Origin of the sequence: Companilactobacillus sp. HBUAS59699, from assembly GCF_036913575.1 — a bacterium.
GTDB lineage: Bacteria > Bacillota > Bacilli > Lactobacillales > Lactobacillaceae > Companilactobacillus.
This window is the reverse complement of sequence record NZ_JAYKTV010000004.1, coordinates 246832-268209: the sequence shown is the minus strand read 5'-3', so window position 1 is coordinate 268209 and position 21378 is coordinate 246832. Positions and strand designations below refer to the sequence as shown.

Annotated in this window: 18 protein-coding genes; 12 read left to right on the top strand and 6 right to left on the bottom strand. The window is 38.1% G+C overall.

What is annotated here, in order from left to right:
- Positions 1-257 precede the first annotated feature (257 nt).
- Positions 258-1496, top strand: a complete 1239-nt coding sequence (locus U8519_RS09665; protein WP_334330121.1) for a hydroxymethylglutaryl-CoA reductase, degradative — start codon at positions 258-260, stop codon at positions 1494-1496.
- Complete coding sequence (locus U8519_RS09660; protein ID WP_334330120.1) at positions 1496-2653, top strand: hydroxymethylglutaryl-CoA synthase; 1158 nt, start codon at positions 1496-1498, stop codon at positions 2651-2653. The genes U8519_RS09665 and U8519_RS09660 overlap by 1 nt, the downstream gene beginning before the upstream one ends.
- A gap of 436 nt (positions 2654-3089) precedes the next feature.
- Here U8519_RS09660 and U8519_RS09655 read toward each other — a convergent pair whose 3' ends face one another.
- The 5 genes from U8519_RS09655 to U8519_RS09635 form a co-directional block, all read right to left on the bottom strand.
- On the bottom strand, positions 3090-4094 hold the full coding sequence (locus U8519_RS09655) for a cation diffusion facilitator family transporter (RefSeq protein WP_334330119.1): 1005 nt from the start codon (positions 4092-4094) through the stop codon (positions 3090-3092).
- A gap of 142 nt (positions 4095-4236) precedes the next feature.
- On the bottom strand, positions 4237-6429 hold the full coding sequence (locus U8519_RS09650) for a glycoside hydrolase family 65 protein (RefSeq protein ID WP_334330118.1): 2193 nt from the start codon (positions 6427-6429) through the stop codon (positions 4237-4239).
- Positions 6430-6576: 147 nt separating this feature from the next.
- Positions 6577-7383, bottom strand: coding sequence for a hypothetical protein (locus U8519_RS09645; RefSeq protein ID WP_334330117.1), 807 nt, complete (start codon positions 7381-7383; stop codon positions 6577-6579).
- A 158-nt stretch (positions 7384-7541) separates the two neighbouring features.
- Positions 7542-8015: a nucleoside 2-deoxyribosyltransferase gene (locus tag U8519_RS09640; protein ID WP_334330116.1), complete on the bottom strand. Its 474-nt coding sequence runs from the start codon at positions 8013-8015 to the stop codon at positions 7542-7544.
- Between the two features lie 65 nt (positions 8016-8080).
- Positions 8081-9004, bottom strand: coding sequence for a LysR family transcriptional regulator (locus tag U8519_RS09635; protein ID WP_334330115.1), 924 nt, complete (start codon positions 9002-9004; stop codon positions 8081-8083).
- A 136-nt stretch (positions 9005-9140) separates the two neighbouring features.
- Between U8519_RS09635 and U8519_RS09630 the strand changes: the two genes are divergently transcribed.
- From U8519_RS09630 to U8519_RS09585, 10 genes are all read left to right on the top strand, one after another.
- Complete coding sequence (locus U8519_RS09630) at positions 9141-10412, top strand: YeeE/YedE family protein (RefSeq protein WP_334330114.1); 1272 nt, start codon at positions 9141-9143, stop codon at positions 10410-10412.
- Positions 10413-10542: 130 nt separating this feature from the next.
- Positions 10543-11874: a YeeE/YedE family protein gene (locus U8519_RS09625; protein ID WP_334330113.1), complete on the top strand. Its 1332-nt coding sequence runs from the start codon at positions 10543-10545 to the stop codon at positions 11872-11874.
- Positions 11875-11886: 12 nt separating this feature from the next.
- Positions 11887-13590 (top strand): FAD-dependent oxidoreductase, encoded by a 1704-nt coding sequence (locus tag U8519_RS09620; protein WP_334330112.1) that lies wholly within the window; start codon positions 11887-11889, stop codon positions 13588-13590.
- A 110-nt stretch (positions 13591-13700) separates the two neighbouring features.
- Positions 13701-14477, top strand: a complete 777-nt coding sequence (locus U8519_RS09615) for an ABC transporter permease (RefSeq protein WP_334330111.1) — start codon at positions 13701-13703, stop codon at positions 14475-14477.
- Positions 14474-15484, top strand: a complete 1011-nt coding sequence (locus tag U8519_RS09610; protein WP_334330110.1) for a taurine ABC transporter substrate-binding protein — start codon at positions 14474-14476, stop codon at positions 15482-15484. Before U8519_RS09615 ends, U8519_RS09610 begins: the two co-directional genes overlap by 4 nt.
- Positions 15485-16225 carry an ABC transporter ATP-binding protein gene (locus U8519_RS09605; RefSeq protein ID WP_334330109.1) on the top strand — a complete coding sequence of 247 codons (741 nt, stop codon included), beginning with the start codon at positions 15485-15487 and terminating at the stop codon, positions 16223-16225.
- A 122-nt stretch (positions 16226-16347) separates the two neighbouring features.
- Positions 16348-17169, top strand: a complete 822-nt coding sequence (locus U8519_RS09600) for an aldo/keto reductase (protein ID WP_334330108.1) — start codon at positions 16348-16350, stop codon at positions 17167-17169.
- A 158-nt stretch (positions 17170-17327) separates the two neighbouring features.
- The gene (locus U8519_RS09595; RefSeq protein WP_334330130.1) at positions 17328-17687 is read left to right on the top strand and encodes a cupredoxin domain-containing protein; all 360 of its coding nucleotides are present in this window, start codon (positions 17328-17330) and stop codon (positions 17685-17687) included.
- A gap of 23 nt (positions 17688-17710) precedes the next feature.
- Positions 17711-17983 (top strand): cupredoxin domain-containing protein, encoded by a 273-nt coding sequence (locus U8519_RS09590; protein ID WP_334330107.1) that lies wholly within the window; start codon positions 17711-17713, stop codon positions 17981-17983.
- Positions 17983-19908 (top strand): copper-translocating P-type ATPase, encoded by a 1926-nt coding sequence (locus tag U8519_RS09585; protein WP_334330106.1) that lies wholly within the window; start codon positions 17983-17985, stop codon positions 19906-19908. The genes U8519_RS09590 and U8519_RS09585 overlap by 1 nt, the downstream gene beginning before the upstream one ends.
- A gap of 539 nt (positions 19909-20447) precedes the next feature.
- Here the strand turns inward: U8519_RS09585 and U8519_RS09580 are convergent.
- Positions 20448-21365: an L-lactate dehydrogenase gene (locus U8519_RS09580; RefSeq protein ID WP_334330105.1), complete on the bottom strand. Its 918-nt coding sequence runs from the start codon at positions 21363-21365 to the stop codon at positions 20448-20450.
- Positions 21366-21378: the final 13 nt, after the last annotated feature.

Below are 21378 nucleotides of genomic sequence, written 5' to 3'. Positions count from 1 at the left end.
TTGTTTTTGTTTGAAAGACGGATAACATTTCATCTTCAAACCATAGTGAAAAGGTAGTTCTGACATGGTTTTGCTCATCTGGTCTAGTCCTTTCATTAGGATAGATTCAGTATATCATTTAGTACTAGAAGAAGCTGCCAAATACTACAAATAATCAAAAATAAAGGGCAAAGTAACAAATATTAAGAAAGGCAGTCGCTCAAGACGATAATTCCTCCTAGCACTGAAGTACTAGGTTTCCTTATCTAGCGACTCTTATGAAATTGTACGAACTGACTGATGAAGAACGCATTAAATATTTATTAGTTAATGATTATATAGATAACAAACAAGCTGACTTACTGAAGTCCCGTGAGCCATTGTCACAGGATCTAGCTGATAGTTTGAGTGAGAATCAAGTCGGTGTTTTTGGACTGCCATATGGATTCGCAACAGATTTTAAGATCAACGGCAAAGATTATGTAGTACCCATGTCGATTGAAGAACCATCAGTCATTGCAGCAGCCTCTAACGGTGCCAAACGAATTCGCAACAGCGGTGGTTTTTCAGTTAATGTCAGTGACCATATTGTGTACGGCCAGATCGTTTTGGAATCGGTTGAGGAAGATACCTTAACCTTGTTGAAGGCACAACACGACGCAATCCTAAAAGTCGCTAATGAAGCTCATCCGAGCCTCATTAGACGTGGCGGTGGCGTGCGTACGTTGGAGTTTCATAAGTATGACAATCTGATCGAGCTCGAACTAGGAGTGGATACGGTTGATGCAATGGGTGCTAATATTGTAAATACTATTCTGGAAAAAACTTCCAAAGAAGTTGCTGCAATAACTGGCTGCAACGTCTTGTGCAGTATTCTATCAAACAGTGGTGAGGGGCAATTAGTCGATGTTCAGGTAGATGTTGAATTTGAACAATTGTCTACCAAAACTATGTCAGGTTCAGAAGTTGCACAGAGAATCGTATCGTTGACTGAATTTGCAAAGAAATCAGTCAAGCGAGCTGTAACTCATAATAAGGGAATTATGAATGGTATTGACGCTGTTATCTTAGCAAGCGGAAATGATTTTCGTGCTCAAGAAGCAGCCGCCCACGAATATGCCGCACGATCTGGATATCAGCCGTTGAGTAATTGGCAGATCGAAGATGACCGATTGCATGGAAGACTGTTAATGCCAATAGAAGTTGGTAGTGTTGGCGGTGCGATCAGTTCCATGCCAATGGCACAATTGACCTTAGCAATCATGCATATTTCTGGAAGCAAAGAATTACGTTCAGTGATTGGAGCTGTCGGTTTAGCTAATAATTTATCAGCTTTAAGGGCACTAGTCACAACCGGAATTCAGGCTGGCCATATGAGTCTTCAAAGTAAGTCATTAGCGGTTTCTGCTGGAGCAATCGGAGCTGAAATCGATTTGGTTGCGGCTCAATTAAATAGCGAAAAAAATTATTCATTAGAAAATGCAAAAAAAGTTCTGAGAGAATTGAGGAATAAATAATGGACGTTGGTATTGATAGACTAGGTTTTTACACACCGAAGAAATATATTGATATAGTTGAATTAGCGCAGGCACGTGATGTTGATCCGAATAAATTTACAATTGGAATCGGGCAGTCTAAGCAAGCAGTACCGGATATTTATCAAGATGCTGTAACTATGGCTGCAGAAGCAGCCAATCGAGTTTTGGACGATGACAATCGCAATGAAATTGGATTAGTGATTGTTGGCACTGAGAGCAGTGTCGATGAGTCCAAAGCAACATCAGCCTTTTTGATGGATCTTTTGGATCTACCTGAAGATGTGAGAGCTTTCGAGATCAAAGAGGCATGCTATGGTGCTACGGCTGGATTGCAGATGGCTTACAACTTCGTTGCGATGAATCCGGATAAGAAGGCCTTAGTCATTGCTAGCGACATTGCTAGATACGGTATCAAAACACCGGGTGAAGTGACACAAGGTGCTGGTGCGGTGGCAATGATCGTCAGTCAAGATCCGCACATTTTGAAACTGGACAATAAGTCAGTCTATATGTCGCGTAATGTCGGTGATTTCTGGCGTCCAACTTTTTCTAAGACGGCATTTGCTCGTGGTAAGTTCTCGAATGAGATCTATGTAGAATTTTTTACGACATTGTGGAAAAAATTCCAAGCTAAGTATAATGTGACAGCCGCTGACTTTGATACGATGTTGTTTCATATTCCATATACCAAAATGGGGATGAAGGCCTTGCGTACTTTGGAAGGACAAATTCCAGATGACAAGTATGCGGAATTAGTTGATCATTACCAAAAGAGTATTGAATTCAGTCGCAATGTTGGTAACCTCTACACAGGTTCATTGTATCTGGGCTTGATTTCATATTTGGTCAACGGTGATGCCAAAGCAAATGATAATTTGATGTTATTCAGTTATGGATCAGGTGCTGTCGGCGAAATTTATAGCGCCAAAATAGTTGCTGGTTTTGATAAATATATCGATAGTGATTTTATTAAGAAAGAGTTAAATAATCGCAAAAAAATTAGTGTTGCTGATTACGAAAGTATCTTTTCTAAAGAGCTTGAAAACGGTGATACAACAGCACTTTCAACCGTTCATGATAAGTTTTATTTGAGTGAAATAAAAGAAAATGAAAGATTATACAAATTGACTAATTAAAAATGTTGCAAACGCTTTCGGACAATGCTATATTTAAGACGTGGTAAAGATGAAATGCCCGGAACTGTAGCCCTAAAAAATTTGATGCTAATTAAAATGTTTTAACTGTTTCCGTTAGGAGGCTGGTAGGATAGATAAAGAGCAACGAAGAATTAGAGTAGTACGGTTCAACGGCATTTTGGAACTAGCAACAAAAGTTAACATAAAATCGACTTAAAATATAGTAGTCGCGCAAGCTCAATACATGATTTGCTAGGATCCTTAGTTGAACAGACAAGTGTTAGTAGTAAGATTTGTTTTTACAGTAGCAAGATTCAGATTCAGATTTACAGTAAAATGATAAATAAGAAGTTGATGAAACTACAGTGGATTTCATCTTACCACTTCAAAAAGAAAAAGGCCTTGTCAGTTGGACGAGGTCTTTTTCTGTCTACAATTAAATTTTAATATGAATATCTTTGACTTCCGAGGGGTCAGGGACAACTTCAATTTGAACATCGAAGACGTTGAATTCGTTTCGCAATTGTTCTTCGATGTTTTCGTCTATTTGATAGATATCAACGGCGGTGATTTTTGGATCGACCATAATAGTTAGATCGACAACCATTATGTTGCCGTTTTGTCTACCGTTGACTTGGAGCACTTTGCGAACGCCAGTTATTTTAGAAACAAATTGCAGCATCTTATCTTCTAACTTCGGATCGAAGTAATCAGTCAGACTCATAGTGCTTTCCTGGAATATCTGAATTCCTGACCAGAGGATGAAGAAGCCGATGGCAATACTGACAGTATCATCAAGCCACTTGATCCTTAAGAAGATCGTTCCAATCAAGGTTAAGAGTGTACCAACACTGGTTACTAAGTCGCCTAGACTATCTTTAGAAGCTGCTAACAGGGACGAGTTTTGTAGTTTCTTGCCGAATTCTTTATTTATCAACCAAACCACGACCATCATCAGACTGGCAAAGGCAGCACCGAGAATTGAATAAATATTAGGCTGAACGACGACTTTAGTTTTGAACAGTGACGTGATGCCTTGGAAGATGATTTGTCCAGAAATCAAAATAATTACAAAACTAGTTACCAGAGTAAAAACTGTCTCTAGTCGAAATCTGGACAACTGGATGGCAGTTTTTCCACGCAGATATTTGGGAACGGGGATTCCAACGAAGTCGTCGTCATTAACATTGGTGGCTTCATAGATACCAAAGATCAATAGCGCAGTGGAAATTACTCCAGATAAGTTGTTGAAAGCGTCAGCTCTTAATGATTGTGAGTGTCCGATTGTGGATAAAAAATATTCAACACAAGTAATTAGTAAATAGATAAAAATATTTATCCACAAGTATTTTACTGATGTCTTTAAACGCTTGATCTCTTTGTCTTTAGCCTCGGTTTGTAATTTAGTTTCTCTCATAAAGTGAGTGTAAAATTTATCCATAGTTATTACCTCTAGGCTGATATGATAGCACTAAAAAAGCGCTGGGAAAATATTCCTGCGCTTTAATTCTTCCGCATCCTGTAACATCTGTAATAATTAAAAAATTGCTACTCAATATCAGTTGATAAAGAGTAGCAATCGTTTATTTCTTGATTTGGATTTCCGGGTTGTTCTTGTTCAAAGACACTTCTGTGCCACACAATTCTACTTGTGTAGGGATATCATTCATTAGTTTGATCCTAGACAACTCATGATTGAGGGTGATCTTTAGCAAGCTGTTTTTGTACATAATGTGGTACGTGAAGCCTTGAATTTGTTCTGGAACGTGATTGTCGATCGAAATCTTGTCATCGTATAATTTCAACCCAGAGAAACCTGAAGCAATCGATAACCAGCTGCCGCCAAGATTAGCGATGTGCAGACCATCCTCGGTATTTCCATGGCTGTTCAATATGTCAGTAAAAGCTGATTCTTGAAAGGCCTCAAAGGCAACACTTGGCTTGCCTAACCGTGAAGCGATGATACCAAAGATCGATTTCGATAATGAAGAGTCGTGTGTAGTTACAGCATTGTAGTAAGTGTATTCCCGGTCCAATTGTTCTTTAGAAATTTCATCTGGGAATAAGTATTCGGCTAAGATCGTATCAGCTTGTTTAGCCACCTGGTAGCGATAGATCGTCAATGGGTGGTAGTGAAGTAGTAGTGGGTAATTATCCTTTGGTACTTCATCAAATGGCCACAATGGCTTGTTTAAGAAGCTGTCATCCTGGGCGTTGATCTCTTTGTCATGACTGAATGGTAGATAGACCTTCTGTGATATTTGATCCAGTTTGATGATCTCATCAATATTAGTGCCGTAATCAGCTAGATTGACTTCATGCTGTTTGACTAACATATCAGCGTATTTTTTAGCTAAAGCCAAGTTGTTCTTTGCCATACGGTTAGTGTAATAATTATTGTTCACGAGAGCAGTGTACTCATCTGGTCCAGTTACTGACCAGAATTCGAACTTATCATTGTGCCAGTTACCGAATGAGGCCCAGAATCTGGCTGTTTCGAGGATGATTTGAAAACCATATTTTTCAATGAAATCAAAGTCGCCACTGGATTTCCAATACAAATCAACAGCATAGGCAATGTCGGCATCGATATGATATTGCGCTGTTCCGGCAGGGAAGAAGGCGGAAGCTTCTTCGCCATTAATAGTTCTCCAAGCAAACAAGGCACCGTTCTTAACTCCCAGTTCAGCGGCACGTTTTTTTGCCTGTGGTAGGGTGCTGTAACGATATTTAAGCATTCTTCTGGCAATTTTAGGAGAGGTGAATGAGAAGTACGGTAGAGCGTAAGTTTCGGTATCCCAGAAGTAATGTCCTTCATAACCAGTTCCACTCAATCCCTTGGCAGCTAAGCTGGTTTTGCCATCTTTACCAGCAGATTGATTCAGTTGGAAGATATTGTAGAGTAAGGCAGTGTTCAACTGCGGTGCACCTTCAATAATTACTTCCGAGTTCTCCCAGACATCGTTCCAGAAGCCTTGTGCATCAGTGTTGATATCTTCAATTGTATGATCCTTAAGAGTTTCGACATCACCAGTCTTGGAAATATTACCAATACCAATAATATAAGGGATAGAGGGAAGATCTTTGAGATCAACGGTCATATTTAATAATTGATCTTGTTTTTTGGCAGTTTGCAATACAAACGGAACTGTTAGATTAGAATGTTTAGTTGCTAGAATGCAATTGTATGAATTATCGGTTTGTCTTTCACCATAAACAGACAGCGGGTAAGAAACGTTAGATTTACGAGGATCACTAGAGTTAACAACTTTGGCTGTTGTATCGAATGCTACAGTCTTACTGATGGTCAATTTGCCATGATAGGTAATTGGACTGAAGTTGTATTGGATCGCATACCAATTACGATCGTGCTGGCTGATGCAAGACGTTACTTCCATTCTTATCTCTTCATTAACAGCGTTGAAGAGATGATAGTCTTCAGTGAGAGTTCCAGTCTTCATATTCAGTTCCATTGAGATCAATTCAGAACGGTTAAAGTCCATTCCATCAGCATTAGTTACTTTGATATGACGCAAGTTAGTAATAGTAACGATTGTTTGATTGAACTGAGCGTAGCCGTAAGCAGATTCCCCGTAGTGAATCGGTGATTTCTCATAAAAACCATTGATCAAAGTATCAAAATTTTCAACATTAGAAACAGGATCACTGGCTCGTACGCCAAAGTGACCGTTGGCAATTGAAAAAATCGTCTCTAAAAATGGAGCATCTTTTTCTTGTAAGTTTTTGAGTGTTAAAACGAATTTATTTGAATCCATGATTTCCTCCTCCCAAGTGCAGGGATCTATTCATAGATAATTATAAAGAGATTTATATCAATTACAATATATTTGTTTAAACAAATATAAAATAACATAAAAAAATAGACTCAATACTAAATGCTAGTATTGAGTCTATTTTAATTTCTAGCCTAAAACTTCAACTGTAACGTTTTGACGACCAAATGATAATGCTTGTGAGTTAGGCATAGCAATATCTAATTGATTAGGATTGCTGTAAGCGAACAAGCCAGTATCATTAACGACACGATCGTAAACAGTCCCGTTACCGTCTGTAATTCTTAAGTGTGTTCCCTTAGGGAATTTTGATAAGTTAGCAGCGACACCGCTGTAACCCATATTTGAGCCTAGAACAGCTGGATCGTATGCAGTAGCATTCATTGTAAGTGTTTGTTTAACATTGTCATCTGACATGTATTGACCATTTACCCATTGGTTTAAGCCGACGTTATACCAGATTTGACCACTAGAGTCTTTTGTTGAGGCATAAACAGTATAACCGTAACCACCAGTAACTGTACCAGTGAAGTAGCCATTTTCAGCTGAACTGTAAAGATTTACTTGTCCGTTAGCTTTAACGTACATAACTTTGTTTACTTCAGTTGTAGCTTGAGTAGCAGGTTGTGAAGTTGTATCTGAAGACTTGATCCATTGGTTCTTACCAACAGCGTAGTATAATTCTCCGTTAACACTAGCTACTTTACTAAAGATCCAAGCAGAGTTGTTGGCGAGGCTGGCACCAGTAGCAACGGCTCCGTTTTCTTTTGTAGGTGTTCCGTAGATTTGTGCTCCTGATTGATTATTAACATAAACAGTACCTGACATTGCTTGAGTAGCAACAGTAGCAGCTTGTACATTTGAAGTTGAACCTAATGTAACAAGTGCAAGTGAAGCAACAGTTAATATAGAAGCAGCGAAACTTTTGATTTTCATATAAGATATATCCCCTTAGATAAGTAAAAGCGTATTTAATAGATAATTTTTCTAACCGAGAAATATCATATAACGTCTGTAACAAAAAAAGTTGGATATAACCTAAACGTAAATTAGGTATAATCCAACTGTAAAATATGTGTAACATGATTGAAATATTAGAGGTACTTTTTAACTTCTACCAAAAGTTGATCAACAGTGTTGATTACGACACCATTCATCTTAATCAAGCCAATTGTGTAGTTGTTGATATAGCCGAAGGGATTCTCACCGATCGTCTTAACAGCTTCGAGTTTTGCAGGATTATTGAAACCGTGTTGACGTAAGTCAGTCCACAAACCGACGATGGGAATCTCCTTACCAAAGGCTAGACCGATTTCAGTAGCAACACCGTCATCCATAGTGTCACCATCGAGTACAGCGACTACTAAGTCAGATGAAAGTAGTTCCTTGTTGTCTTCTTGAGCAATTTTAATTGAATCAGCGTAATTCATCTTATCGTTGATGTCGTCATTTTCTTGTGGTAAGTAAACTTCAATATCACTAGACATCTCACGAATCTTCTTAACGACCATATCATTGTACATACGATCTGCTTCCGCAAATAATCCGTTAGCAAAATAAATCTTCATTAAAAAATCCCTCTTTCAAGTTATTGGTAATTTAATATTAGCATTTTTAACTTTGAATATGGGAACTAATCGAAGTTGGAAAAACTTCTCAGAACGCTTTTTTTAAATAATTGCATAGGCTCTGTAAAGCTTCGTTCCTTTAATGAAGCTAAGACAACGTTCATCTTTAGACTATTCGGGGTTATTTTGTAGACATTACAGAGGGAAGTATCAAAGTCTTTGATCAAAAATGATTCCGGTACAAAGGTCGATCCTAGTCCCTTGTAGGCAAGAGTTGCTGCAGTTTGAATCGATTTAACTTTTAGCATAGTTTTGATATTCAAGTTGTATCGATTCAAGAATGATTCCAGTAAACGAGAAAAACCTGATCCGGAATAAAGTGAAATAAATTTGTCATCATTGAGCACTTCTAAGTCATTCTCGAGGATATCTATTTTTTGTTTGCCATCAACGAATAGTGGCGAACATTTAGCAACAATTAAGTAGATCGGTTCATATTTCAAATGAGAAAATTCAATTTGATTACTATAAATAGGTAACATCCGCACTTGGAAATCTAAATCTTGATGCAACAATGAAGACTCTAGCTTGGCTGAAGGATCTTCAGAGATCGTTATGTGAATATTGGGATACTTACTGTGAAAATCAGGCAAGATCAATGGCAGATAAACAGAAGCGATGGACTGATTTATTCCTAAGTTTATACGTCCATTTTTGTTGTTTTCGATGTCATAAATTTCTTGATACAAATTGCGTTTATCGAATTCGATTTTTTCCAACCCACTCATAAATTTCTCGCCAGCAAAGGTCAATGTAATAGGATGATGTGAACGATCCAATAGTGTTGCTCCTAATTCAGTTTCAGCACGTTGGATAATTTTACTTAAATAAGATTGTGAAACAAATAACTGATCTGCAGCTGCAGAAAAACTACCAAAATTTAGAATTGCATTAAAATATTTTGACAATTCATCATAGTTTAAAGCCATATATATCACCTGATCTTTCCTTATTCCTAATAGGTTATAGTTTATCACACAAATTGGAATCAACTAGGTACACCTTACTAGGTATACTTAAATTGTTAATAAAATCACAGATATTAATACTGGGGAGTGTTTATATATGAAAAATTGGGACAAAGTATTCGGTTTTATTTTATTAGCAGTACTTATTTTTGGTGCACCGTTTGTTTTACCAACAAACATGCACTATATTCGTTTACTCATTGGCTTAGCAATGGGATATATATTATCTAGATCTTATACGGGTTTCGCCGGTAGTGTCAATAGAGCCTACAACACGGGTTCAACGAAGTTGATGCGTACGTTGATGTTTATGTTTACCATAACGGCGATCGCCAATGTGGCCTTTTTGTTTTCGGCTAAGAATATTACTGATTATGACTTATGGATCAATCCAATTAACTTAGGACTTCTATTGGGAGGACTACTGTTTGGATTTGGAATGTCATTTTCATCATGTTGTGCAACTGGTACTTTGACAGACTTAGTTACTGATTTACCAAGAGCTGGAATCACATTGATCTTTTTCTGTTTGGGTGTCTTTTTAGGATTCCCAGTTCAAGCAACTCAATCATGGGTCAAGAATTCATGGTTCACTTCATCTACTGGTTCAAAATTCTCTAATGGTGTTTATATGCCTGACTGGTTCAAGTGGGATGGTTTGAATGGATATTTAGGAGCAATTGTTTTAACTGCCATTTTTGCTGGTATCGGTATCTATTTGTCATACTTATATGAAAAGAAACGTCGTAATGAATCGACTTATTCAGGTGTTTTGTCAGAAAAAATTCAAGACAAGCCACTTTCTGAAAGTAGTATTTCTGACTTTTCTTTAAATAGTCCTACTACATATGACATCATGTTCAAGAGACCACTAACTCTTAAACAAGGAGCTATTGGACTATCATTATTGTTTGTTTTATTGATGGGATTAACTAAATCTGGCTGGGGTGCTTCAACACCTTACGGCTTCTGGTTTGGAAAAGTTCTGACATCTGTCGGTGTTTCTGCTGAATCACTAGCTAACTTTACAGGACAACCTTCAGCTGTATTTGCTGGACCTTGGTTGGCCAATGGCGTGACAGTTCAAAACTTTGGTATCTTGTTGGGAACACTGATTTTCTTCACAACTGCCGGTTTGATGAGTGAGACGATTCATTCGGTTCCGTCACTGACTGTTAAGAGCAGTCTGCTATATTGCATTGGTGGATTCTCCATGGGATTTGGAACTCGTTTGTCTAATGGTTGTAACGTTGGTGCCTTGTACAGTCCAATTGCAACATTCTCATTGTCTGGGTGGATTTTCTTGATCGTACTTGTTCTTGGAGGAATCTTCGGGAATATGGTTGCAAAGAGAGTATACGGCAACTAGAAATATCGCTATTCCTTTTTAGTTATACTTTGTTCAAAATATTGGAATTTCAATAGTCATACACTCGGGGGTATACTGCAAGTGTAGAAATTGTTAACAATATCACATTGTATGAAAAAGAGGGGATATTATGATTGCACAGAAAATGAAATCTTACGGTTTAAATCCTAAACAACCTGTGATAGGAATAGGATTATTCGTACTTACAGTTATATGGGCATTTTATTTATACAATCAAGTTAATAAATTACCAATGTTTTTGTTTGCTGGCTTGATGATCGGTTATGTTTTGACTAGATCCAGATTTGGTTTTGCTGGTGGTATTAAACGTGTATTTTATCGTGGTGAATCAAGTTTGACGGTTGCGCTTTTGGTCATGTTCTCACTTACAGCGATTGTTAACGTTGGGATACAATGGGCTGCTGCTAGTGGCGGAGCTGTTCCGGCTTGGTTAGCTACAAGTGATAGCCAAGCAATCATTCCGGGAACACAAAATGTTCGGATAGGAAATATTTCAACAGCACTCGGTGGTTTCTTGTTCGGAATCGGTATGTTGATGGCTGGTGGTTGTGCTAGTGGAACCTTGTCTGATTTTGGTGAAGGTGAAGGACATTCTTGGGTAGCATTACCATTTTTCGTTCTTGCTGCAGCCCCAGGTCAGTGGGTTGGTTACCAATTAGATCAATCCGCTATTGGAAAGGTCGGCCTTCAAGGCTGGATGCCACAGTACATTGGATACGGCGGAGCCATCTTTGTTACATTATTGATTTTTCTTGGCTTATACGTTGTTGCCAAGATGTATGAGAATCACAAGAAACAAATCGGGATGTATTCTGATCCTAAGTCAGATTATTTAGAATATGAGAAGCCTATTGATACGAATGAAAAAGAATTCAGTTTGACTTCATGGGAAACATATCATAAATTCTTTGTTGAAAGATGGAGTTTCTTAACTGGTGCAATTGGAATTTCTATCGGTGCGATCTTTGTATTAACGACTACTGGAAAAGCTTGGGGAGTTACAACTCCATTCGTTTCATTAGATCAAAAGTTTCTTGGCTTGTTTGGAATGACATTTACTTCGCCAGCCTTTGATGAGACTGCCAAAGCAATGCAAGGCAGCTTGTTAGTAGATGGCGGAACAATTAGAAATATCGGTTTGGTTTTGGGAGCATTTATTGCTTTCTTGATGGCCGGAAGATTTTCTTTTAAGTTCAAGTTCAACGCTAGAGATTTTATGATTTATGCAACTGGTGGTCTGTTGATGGGCTTTGGAAGTAGATGTGCTCGCGGTTGTAACATTGGAGCTTTGTATTCATCGATTTGTAACTTCTCAATTCATGGATATGTGTTTATGGCCTTTCTTGTACTAGGTGGAATCGTCGGAATTAAGATGTTTGAGGGTAAGGTAGACTTATTACCTAAGTATGAATTACCAAATATGAATGTGGTAACAAATTAAGGAGGAATTGTAATGAGTAAAAAAGTATTAGTTGTTGGTGGAGTTGCCGGTGGTGCATCTGTTGCTGCCAGAGTTAGAAGATTGGATGAAAATGCTGAAGTAACTATGTTTGAAAAAGGTCCAAATGTTTCGTTCTCAAACTGTGCTTTGCCATATCATCTGAGTGGTACGATTAAAAATGCTGATGATATTGTGTTGATGACACCTCAACAATTTAAGATGCAATACAATATTGACGCTGAAGTGAATACTGAAGTGATCGATGCTGATTACAAGGATAAGACAGTTACTATCAAGGATACGATTACTGGTGAAACTAGCAAGCGAGATTATGATGAATTAGTACTTTCACCAGGTGCTGTTCCGATCCTTCCAGAATCGATCAAGGGAATTCACAATGAGAATGTCTTTACTGTGCGCAATGTCGAGGATATTAAGGCTTTAGCTGGTTACATTGAAGATCACGATGCCAACAATATTACTGTTGTTGGTGGTGGATTTATTGGACTAGAAGTTATGGAGAATTTAGTCGAAGGCGGCAAGAATGTTGCGTTGGTTGAAGCGGCTCATCACATCATGGCAACAATCGATGACGACATGGCTCAAATCCTGCACAAAGAAGTTATCGACAATGGTGTTAATTTAGTTGTTGACGATGGAGTATCTGAAATCTCAGATACTGAAGTTACTTTGGCTTCAGGCAAAACAATTTCAACTGATGTAGTTGTCATGGCAATTGGTGTTAAACCAGATGTAGCTTTGGCAGAAAAGATCGGTGTTAAACTTGGTGATACTGGTGCAATTGCAGTTGGACAAGGTTACCAAACAAATCTACCTCATATCTATGCGGTTGGGGATGCTATTGAAGTAACAAATATGATCACAAGAAAGAAACAACGTCTTGATTTAGCTTTCCCAGCTCAAATGGAAGCTCGTGCAGCATCTGATCATATGTACGGAAGACAAACAACTCAACGTGGAGTAATTGGTTCACAAGTAATCAAGTTGTTCATGATGAATGCCGCATCAACTGGTTTGACAGAGAAACAATGTCTCGAAAATGGCATTGATTATGATATTGCGATGATTATTCCTAAGGATAAAGTAGTGTTGATGCCAAATGCTAAACCACTGTACTTCAAGTTGATCTTTGGAGTTCCATCCGGTGAGATCTTAGGAGCACAAGCCGTTGGTGAAAGTGGTGTTGATAAACAAGTTGATGTTATTGCAACAATGATCTCAATGCACGGTCATGTAGAAGACTTGCAGAATCTAGAATTGTGTTACCAACCAATGTTCAGTACAGCTAAGAATGCTGTCAATATGGCAGGTTTAGTTGCTACAAATATTCTCAATGGCGAATTCAAACAAGTTCGAATGTCAGAAGTTCGTGGCTTAGTCGAAAGTGGCGCAATGATCGTAGATGCACGTGAACCTAAGGAATATAAAGAAGGACATATCAAAGGTGCTATCAATATTCCATTGAGTGAATTTAGAGATAGATTGGATGAAATTCCACACAACGTACCAGTTTATGTTCACTGCTTATCCAGTCAACGTAGTTATAATATGGTACGTGCCTTAGGTAACTTAGGTTATACAAATATTTATAATATCGTTGGATCATTCTTAGGACTATCAGAATATGAATACTATCATGATAAAGTTGATGATAGAGAACCTATTATTGATGGATATAGATTTGATCTAATGTAGAGAGTGGAACAAAACGGTTAACTTTTGAGTAGCTCGTTTAAGTAGAGAGTGGAACAAAACTGAACTAGGCGTGGTATTCGTATCACGTCTAGTTTTTTTCGGAGGGAAATATGAAGTCATGGAAGAAACATTATTGGGGAATTACAGTTGCCACATGGGTAGTATTGTTAATCGTGTGGCAATTGGTTACAGGATTGAAAATAACACCAGAAATACTTTTGCCCAGTCCGGAGAAGGTTATTTCAACATTTATCAAATTAAACAAGTATGGCTACAACGGCATCCCTCTGTGGTATCACTTCTGTATCACTATGACTAGGTTGTTGAGTGCGGTTATTTTAGCAATCGTTACAGCGATTCCGTTAGGATTGATCAGTGGACGAATCAAAATTATTTATTCAATGTTTGATTCTATAATTCAATTCATTAGACCAATCCCACCATTGGCATACTATACGATTTTGATCCTTTGGGTCGGTATTGGTGAAACTTCCAAGGTCGTCTTATTGTATCTAGCTGCCTTTGCACCGATTTATTTAGCCTGTATTTCTGGCGTTCAAAGAGTTAACGATGATTATATCAAGAGTGCCGAATCATTAGGTGCTAATTCAACTCAAGTTTTCTTCCACGTTATTTTTCCCTCCGCTTTACCAGATATTTTTACCGGAATTAGAACTGCTGTTGGGATGGCTTATACAACAGTCGTTGCCGCCGAAATGGTAGCTGCCACATATGGAATTGGCTGGATGATCATCAATGCTTCCAAGTACTTGAAGAGTGATGTTATGTTTGTGGGCATCATTATTCTAGGAATAACTGGTGTTGTTTTGGACCAGTTGTTAAAGATAATTGAAAGAAAGATTGTCTTTTGGAGTGGCAAAGCATGAAAAAAATATTCAAAATTTTATTGGCTTTGTTCAGTCTGTCTTTAATACTATCCGGCTGTTCTCAACAAAAAAATGATCCCAAAAAAGTTAGTGAAGTTAGGATCGGTATCTTGCAAGTTCCCAATGATGTTGCGGCAGCCAGACAATTGCAATATTTGAGTGATTACTTTGATAACAAGCATATTAAAACTAAATATATAATTTTTGATTCAGGTGTTGATGCCAACAAAGCGTTGATCTCAGGAGATATTGATTTTGCGACAATGGGTGACACTAATGGCGTTGTAGCCATGTCTTCCAAAATTGACGCTAAGTTAATCTGGGTCAATGACGTGTTGGGAAATAATGAAGGATTAGTAGTGCGTAATGGTAGTGGTATTAAAAATTTTAAAGATCTAAAAGGCCAAAAGATCGCGACACCATTTGCCTCGACGTCACATTACAGTCTGATGATGACCTTGGAAAAATATAATTTACTGGATAAGGTTTCGTTATTAGATATGGATACGCAAGATATTGTTGCTGCTTGGAACCGTGGAGATATTTCCGCAGCTTATACTTGGCAGCCTACGTTGACACCGATGTTGAAGAATGGACATTTTTTGATCACCAGTGAAGATCTTCGTAACCAGAATCGAATCACCGCTAATATTACTTTGGTACGTGGAGGATTTGAGCGCAGTCATCCAAAACTTGTAATGGGATTGCTGAAGCAATTGAATCGTACTCACCAGCAGATGCAAACTGATCCAGATCGTATAATTAAGGCTGCTTCCAAACAAAACGATTTAGGCTATGAGGAAGCTAAGTCTCAAATCGGAACCTCACAATGGCTGACCGCTAAGCAAATGACGGATAAGAACTTTTTGACGAAAACTTTTCAGGAACAACTGTACATTACGGGCAAGTTCATGGCTAAGCAGCAGACCATTGATCATGCACCTACTAGATCAGAAATTAAAAATTTCGTTGCAACCAAGTATGTAAGAGAATTGGGGGATAAATAAGTGGAAAAAATAATTGAAGTCAAAGATTTGAATATTACTTATCCAGGGGCTGAAAAACCAACTCTCGATTCTCTTAATCTTGATATCAGTCGTGGTGAAATAATGACCGTTATCGGTAAGTCAGGGTGTGGGAAAAGTACCTTGCTGAATGCTATTGCTGGCTACCTTCCTCCGACGTCTGGTCAAGTATTGTTAAATGGTGAACCTGTTATTGGACCAAATTGGAAATTAGGAGTAGTTTTCCAAAACAATGCCTTGTATCCGTGGCTCGATGTCTTTGATAATATTGGCTTTGGATTGAAGATGAGACATTTTGATAAGTCTGAAATAAAATCTCGTGTCATGACCTTATTGGAACAGGTTCAATTGTCAGATAAGAAAGATGATTATGTCTTCTCACTATCGGGTGGGATGCGACAAAGAGTAGCGATTGCACGAGCCTTGGCAAATCAGCCGCAATTAGTGATGTTTGATGAATCTTTTGGTGCTTTAGATGAATTCACTCGAAATGATATTCATCAGGTTATTCTAGAATTGTGGCGGTCACTGCATTTGACATTCTTTATTATTACCCATGATATAGATGAGGCTATTAAGTTAGGAAATCGTATCGCCATTATGACTCCTGATAAAGGATTGCCGCTGAAAATAGTTGATAATCCTTATTTCAATATCGATTCGGAGAAGATCGATGCCGATTATATGAAATACAAAAATAATATTTTGAAACAAATTGTTTAGAAATGCATTTTTAGCATAATTAACTATTTGAAATAAGTATTTTCAATTGTTAACAATAGGACCTAGAATATACACGTAGCCAACTTGGTACGTGTATTATTTTATATAATGAGGTAAATAAAATGGAATATGTAACTTTTAATGATGGCAATAAAATGCCGATTCTTGGATATGGTACTTTTCAAACTCCACCACTGGAGACTGAAGAGAATGTTTTGAAGGCAATTGATATCGGTTATCGTAGTATCGATACAGCACAAGTGTATGGAACTGAATCCGGTGTTGGTTCGGCAATTACTAAGAGCGGGATCGACCGTAGCGATTTCTTTGTGACTTCAAAAACACAAACACAAGGATATGAAGATACCAAAAAGGGCATCGATGATTCTTTAAAACGTTTTGGACAAGATTATTTTGACTTGATGATCATTCACTGGCCAACTTCTGAGAGTTTAGAAACCTACCGTGCTTTGGAAGAGGCTGTTAAAGCTGGAAAAATTAAATCGATCGGCTTGAGTAACTTCAATAGTAAACAAGTTGATGAAGTTATACGTAATAGTTCGATTAAGCCGGTAATCGATCAAATTGAAACTCATCTATATTGGCAACAACAGAAGATGAGTGCATATCTAAAAGCTAACAACATCGTTCATGAATCCTGGGCACCGCTAGGTGAAAATTACGGTGGTGAAATGATGAAACAACCAGATATTCAGAATCTAGCTAAGAAATACAATGTTTCACCAGCACAAATACTCTTAAGATTCTTGACACAACAAGGAATCGTTACGATTCCTAAGTCTTTGAATATTGATCATATTAAATCTAACTTTGATATTTTTGGTTTCAAGATGACTGATGAAGAAATTAAATCATTGCAAAAGTTTGATACGCATAAATCAATTAAAGATTGGCCAGTATCAATGCGCGAGAATGCATATTAAAAAATCGAATAGTCTACAAAAGTAGTCATATCCCTAATAGGATATGGCTATTTTATTTTGTAAAATAATTGTGTTGACAAATGTAAACGTGGAGAATAAGATATAAGTGTCGATTACAATTGTAAACGGAGAGTGGAGGGATGAATTTGACAAAAATTATGGTTTTAATAGTAGGTTTAGTAATTATTGGGTTTATCGTTTGGTGGTTCTTTGGTAAGCATGAAGTCGCTGAGGTAGAGGCTGATGTTACAAACGATGCACAAAGTATCAATGTTGAAGTGAATGGTGGTTATTCACCTGAGACGGTTGTTTTGAAGAAGGGCGTTCCTGCAATTTTGAATTTCACTAGAAAAGATAAGTCGAGTTGTTTAGATCGAGTGGTCTTCTCAGACTTTGGAATCAATCAAGCACTACCGATCAATGAAGAACAACAAATTGAAATTGACACAAGTAAACCTGGCGAATATCAATGGGCTTGTGGAATGGATATGTTTCACGGAAAACTTATCATCAAATAAATTAAAAATGGAGAATGAATATTATGGCTGAAAATACACAAGAAATTAAAGTTGAAGTTGCTGGTGGATACAATCCCGAGATTGTTAATTTAAAACAGGGTGTTCCTGCTAAAATCTCATTTACAAGAACCAATGAACAAGGATGTTTGGATGTAGTTCACTCCAAGAAGTTAGGTTTTGAAGAAGAATTACCATTAAATGTTACGAAGACAGTTGATATTCCAACAGATGAGTCAGGAGAATTTGATTTTAGTTGTGGAATGGACATGTTCTTTGGGAAAGTAGTGATCTCATAATGACAATCACAAAACGCTTTTGGATCTCATTGATCTTTTCATTACCAATGTTAGCTAATATGATTTTAATGCCATTTGGTTTCATGCTTCCCGGTGGTGATTGGACACAACTTATTTTAACGACAGTTGTAATGTTAGTGTCAGCTCGTCCGTTTTGGCAAAGTGCTTGGGCTTCGTTTACTAAGCACCATTCCAATATGGACACGCTAGTTGCCATCGGAACAGTCACAGCTTATGTTTACAGTATTTATGCGATGGCAACGCATCAAGCAGTCTTCTTCGAGAGTGCAGCCTTTGTAACGACCTTTGTTCTTTTAGGACAAGTATTCGAAGAGAGAATGAGAAATAATGCTTCTAATGCCGTAGAAAAATTAGTTGATTTACAAGCCAAAGATGCTGAAGTTATGCGTGATGGCAAGTTAGTCAAGATTCCATTATCAGAAGTGGTCGTGGGTGACATTGTTCGTGTAAAACCTGGACAAAAAGTTGCGGTCGATGGGATTATTACTGAAGGTAATTCTACGATCGATGAATCAATGGTTACCGGCGAAAGTATGCCAGTAGAGAAGAAGACTGGTGACAAGGTCATTGGTTCAACAATCAATAGTAACGGAACATTTATGTTTAGAGCCGAAAAAGTCGGCGATGACACAATGCTTTCCCAAATTGTCGAATTAGTTAAGAAAGCTCAAAATAGCCATGCACCAATTCAAAATTTAACAGATAAAGTTTCTGATATTTTTGTACCAACTGTTTTGATTTTAGCCATTTTAACATTCATGGCTTGGTATGTTTTCTTAGATGCTTCAGTCGCTAACTCATTGATCTTTGCCGTAGCCGTAGTAGTTATTGCATGTCCTTGTGCCTTAGGATTAGCAACTCCAACTGCCTTGATGGTAGGAACCGGTCGTTCAGCAAAGATGGGTATCTTGATCAAGAATGGTGAAGTTCTAGAAGCTGTTAATGATGTTAAGACCGTTGTCTTTGATAAAACAGGTACTATTACAGTCGGCAAGCCAGAAGTTACTGATATTATCGGTGACGAAAAGTCAGTTTTGACATTCGCTATGGGATTGGAACAATCTTCAGAGCATCCATTAGCTTCAGCCATTATGAAAAAAGCCGAAAACAATAATATTTTGCTTCCTAAAGTTAGTCAATTTAAGGCTATTGAAGGAAAGGGTGTTGAAGCAGTTGTTGCTGATAAACACGCTTTTGTTGGTAATGATAAGTTGTTATCTGATGTCACAATTGATGAAGATATGAAGCAACAAGTTATCAAACTTCAAGAAGAAGCTAAGACCGTTGTCTTTGTTGGCGTGGAAAACAAAGTTATTGGTTTAATTGCTATTCAAGATGCTCCTAAGGAAACTTCTAAAGAGGCCATTGCAGACTTGAAAGCTCGTGGTTTGAAGACAGTTATGCTGACGGGTGATAATCAACGTGTCGCTGAAGCTATTGCTGCACAAGTTGGTATTGATCAAGTGATTGCTGATGTATTACCAAGTGATAAAGCTGATCATGTTAAGGCTTTGCAACAAGATGGAAAAGTCGCCTTTGTTGGTGATGGTATCAATGATGCACCAGCTTTGACAGTGGCTGATGTCGGAATTGCCATGGGATCAGGAACTGACATTGCTATTGAATCTGGTGGTATTGTCTTGGTTAAGAATGATCTAAGGGATGTTGATCGTGCTTTGGCATTGAGCAAGAAGACATTTAACAGAATCAAGTTGAACTTATTCTGGGCCTTTATCTACAATGTTTTAGGAATTCCAGTTGCAGCCGGATTGTTCATTGGAATCGGTTTGACCTTGAGTCCTGAACTAGCTGGTTTAGCAATGGCATTTAGTTCCTTATCAGTTGTAACCAGTTCAATGTTGTTGAACAAGTCTAAAATTACTAGCAAGGTTAAGATTGCTTGAAACTAGTTTGTTTAGGGGTTCCGCTTCCGGTCAGCAGTAATTCCATCTGTAGCGGGACCGGTATGAGCCACAAAGCGGTCTCATGCTTCGCTTGTCTGCTTTGCATAAACCGCAAATCAGTCAAGACGTCCGTGCTGTAAATGTGGAAAATCACCACATTAACACCACAATCGCTACTGATTCCATTACTGCTGACCTCCAGCTAAATGTTTATGAGTTATATAAAAATAGCACGTGCGATAATTTGAATATATTATCGTGCGTGCTATTTGATTTGTAATAGTATCAAGTTTTTAAACCAAATTATTGTAATATGACTATTAATCTAGAATATATACTAATTAGCTTAGGGTGGAAAACAATGGAATCCGCCGTAAAAGTGTTCTTAGCAATTTATCGCTTAGAACACTGGACGACTTGAAGACTACAGGCTTCCAAGCGAGGCTTAAGACGAAGACTTAAGCCGGTCCAACGGCAGATGGAATTGTTTCCCACCCTCAGCGGCAAAAGAACAACAAAACAACAAAACAGCAAAACCTCTAAATTGTCGCAAATTTTTCTTTGATCGTTTCGGCTGAATTCTTGAATTTGGCTTGTTCATCAGCGGTTAATTGAATCTTATTGACAAATTCAATACCATGCTTGCCAATAACAGCCGGTTGGCCAATGTAAGTGTCGAATTCTTCACTGTAACAAGATACCGGACACTCTAATTGTGCGTCTGACAATACTGCTTGAGCTAACTTAACCGCACAAGTGGCGATACCGTAACTTGTATAGCCCTTGCCTTGGTATACTGCCCAGCCGCCTTTTCTGATCTCTTCTTCAAGAGCACTGTAATCGAGTTCTTTGCCTTGTTGCTTAGCAAATTCTACCAGCGGATGACTGTTAACTTGTACACCTGACCAGGCAACAAATTGAGAATCACCATGTTCGCCAAGTGTGTATCCCGCTACGTTCTTGGAGTTAGCATCAAATTGTTCTGACACAACTCGTTGCATTCTAGCAGTATCGAGAAAGGTTCCTGTACCAAAGACTTGTTGAGTGGATAAACCAGAAGATTGTTGGAGATATTGGGTGATGGCATCACAAGGATTGGTTGTGTCGATGACGATACCGTTGAATCCTGATGCTTTCAATTGAGGAGCAACGTTCTTAACACTGGCAGTGGTGTATTCGAACTCTGCCCAGCGATTGCCGGTTTCTTTAGCAGCATCGATTTTTCCAGCGGTCATGAAGACGATGTCGGCGTCTTTGAGTTCCTTGTAGTCCTGAATCTTGATTTTAGTAGTTGTGTCTAGTCTTGCTTGAGCATCTTCAAGATCCAGTTGTTCAGCAACTGACTTGCCCTCGTTAGTATCGATCAACACTAATTCGTCCGCAATTCCTTTGGTTACTAGTGTATAAGCGATAGTGACACCGACATGACCTACGCCAATGATTCCAAATTTTCTCATATTATCTATTCCT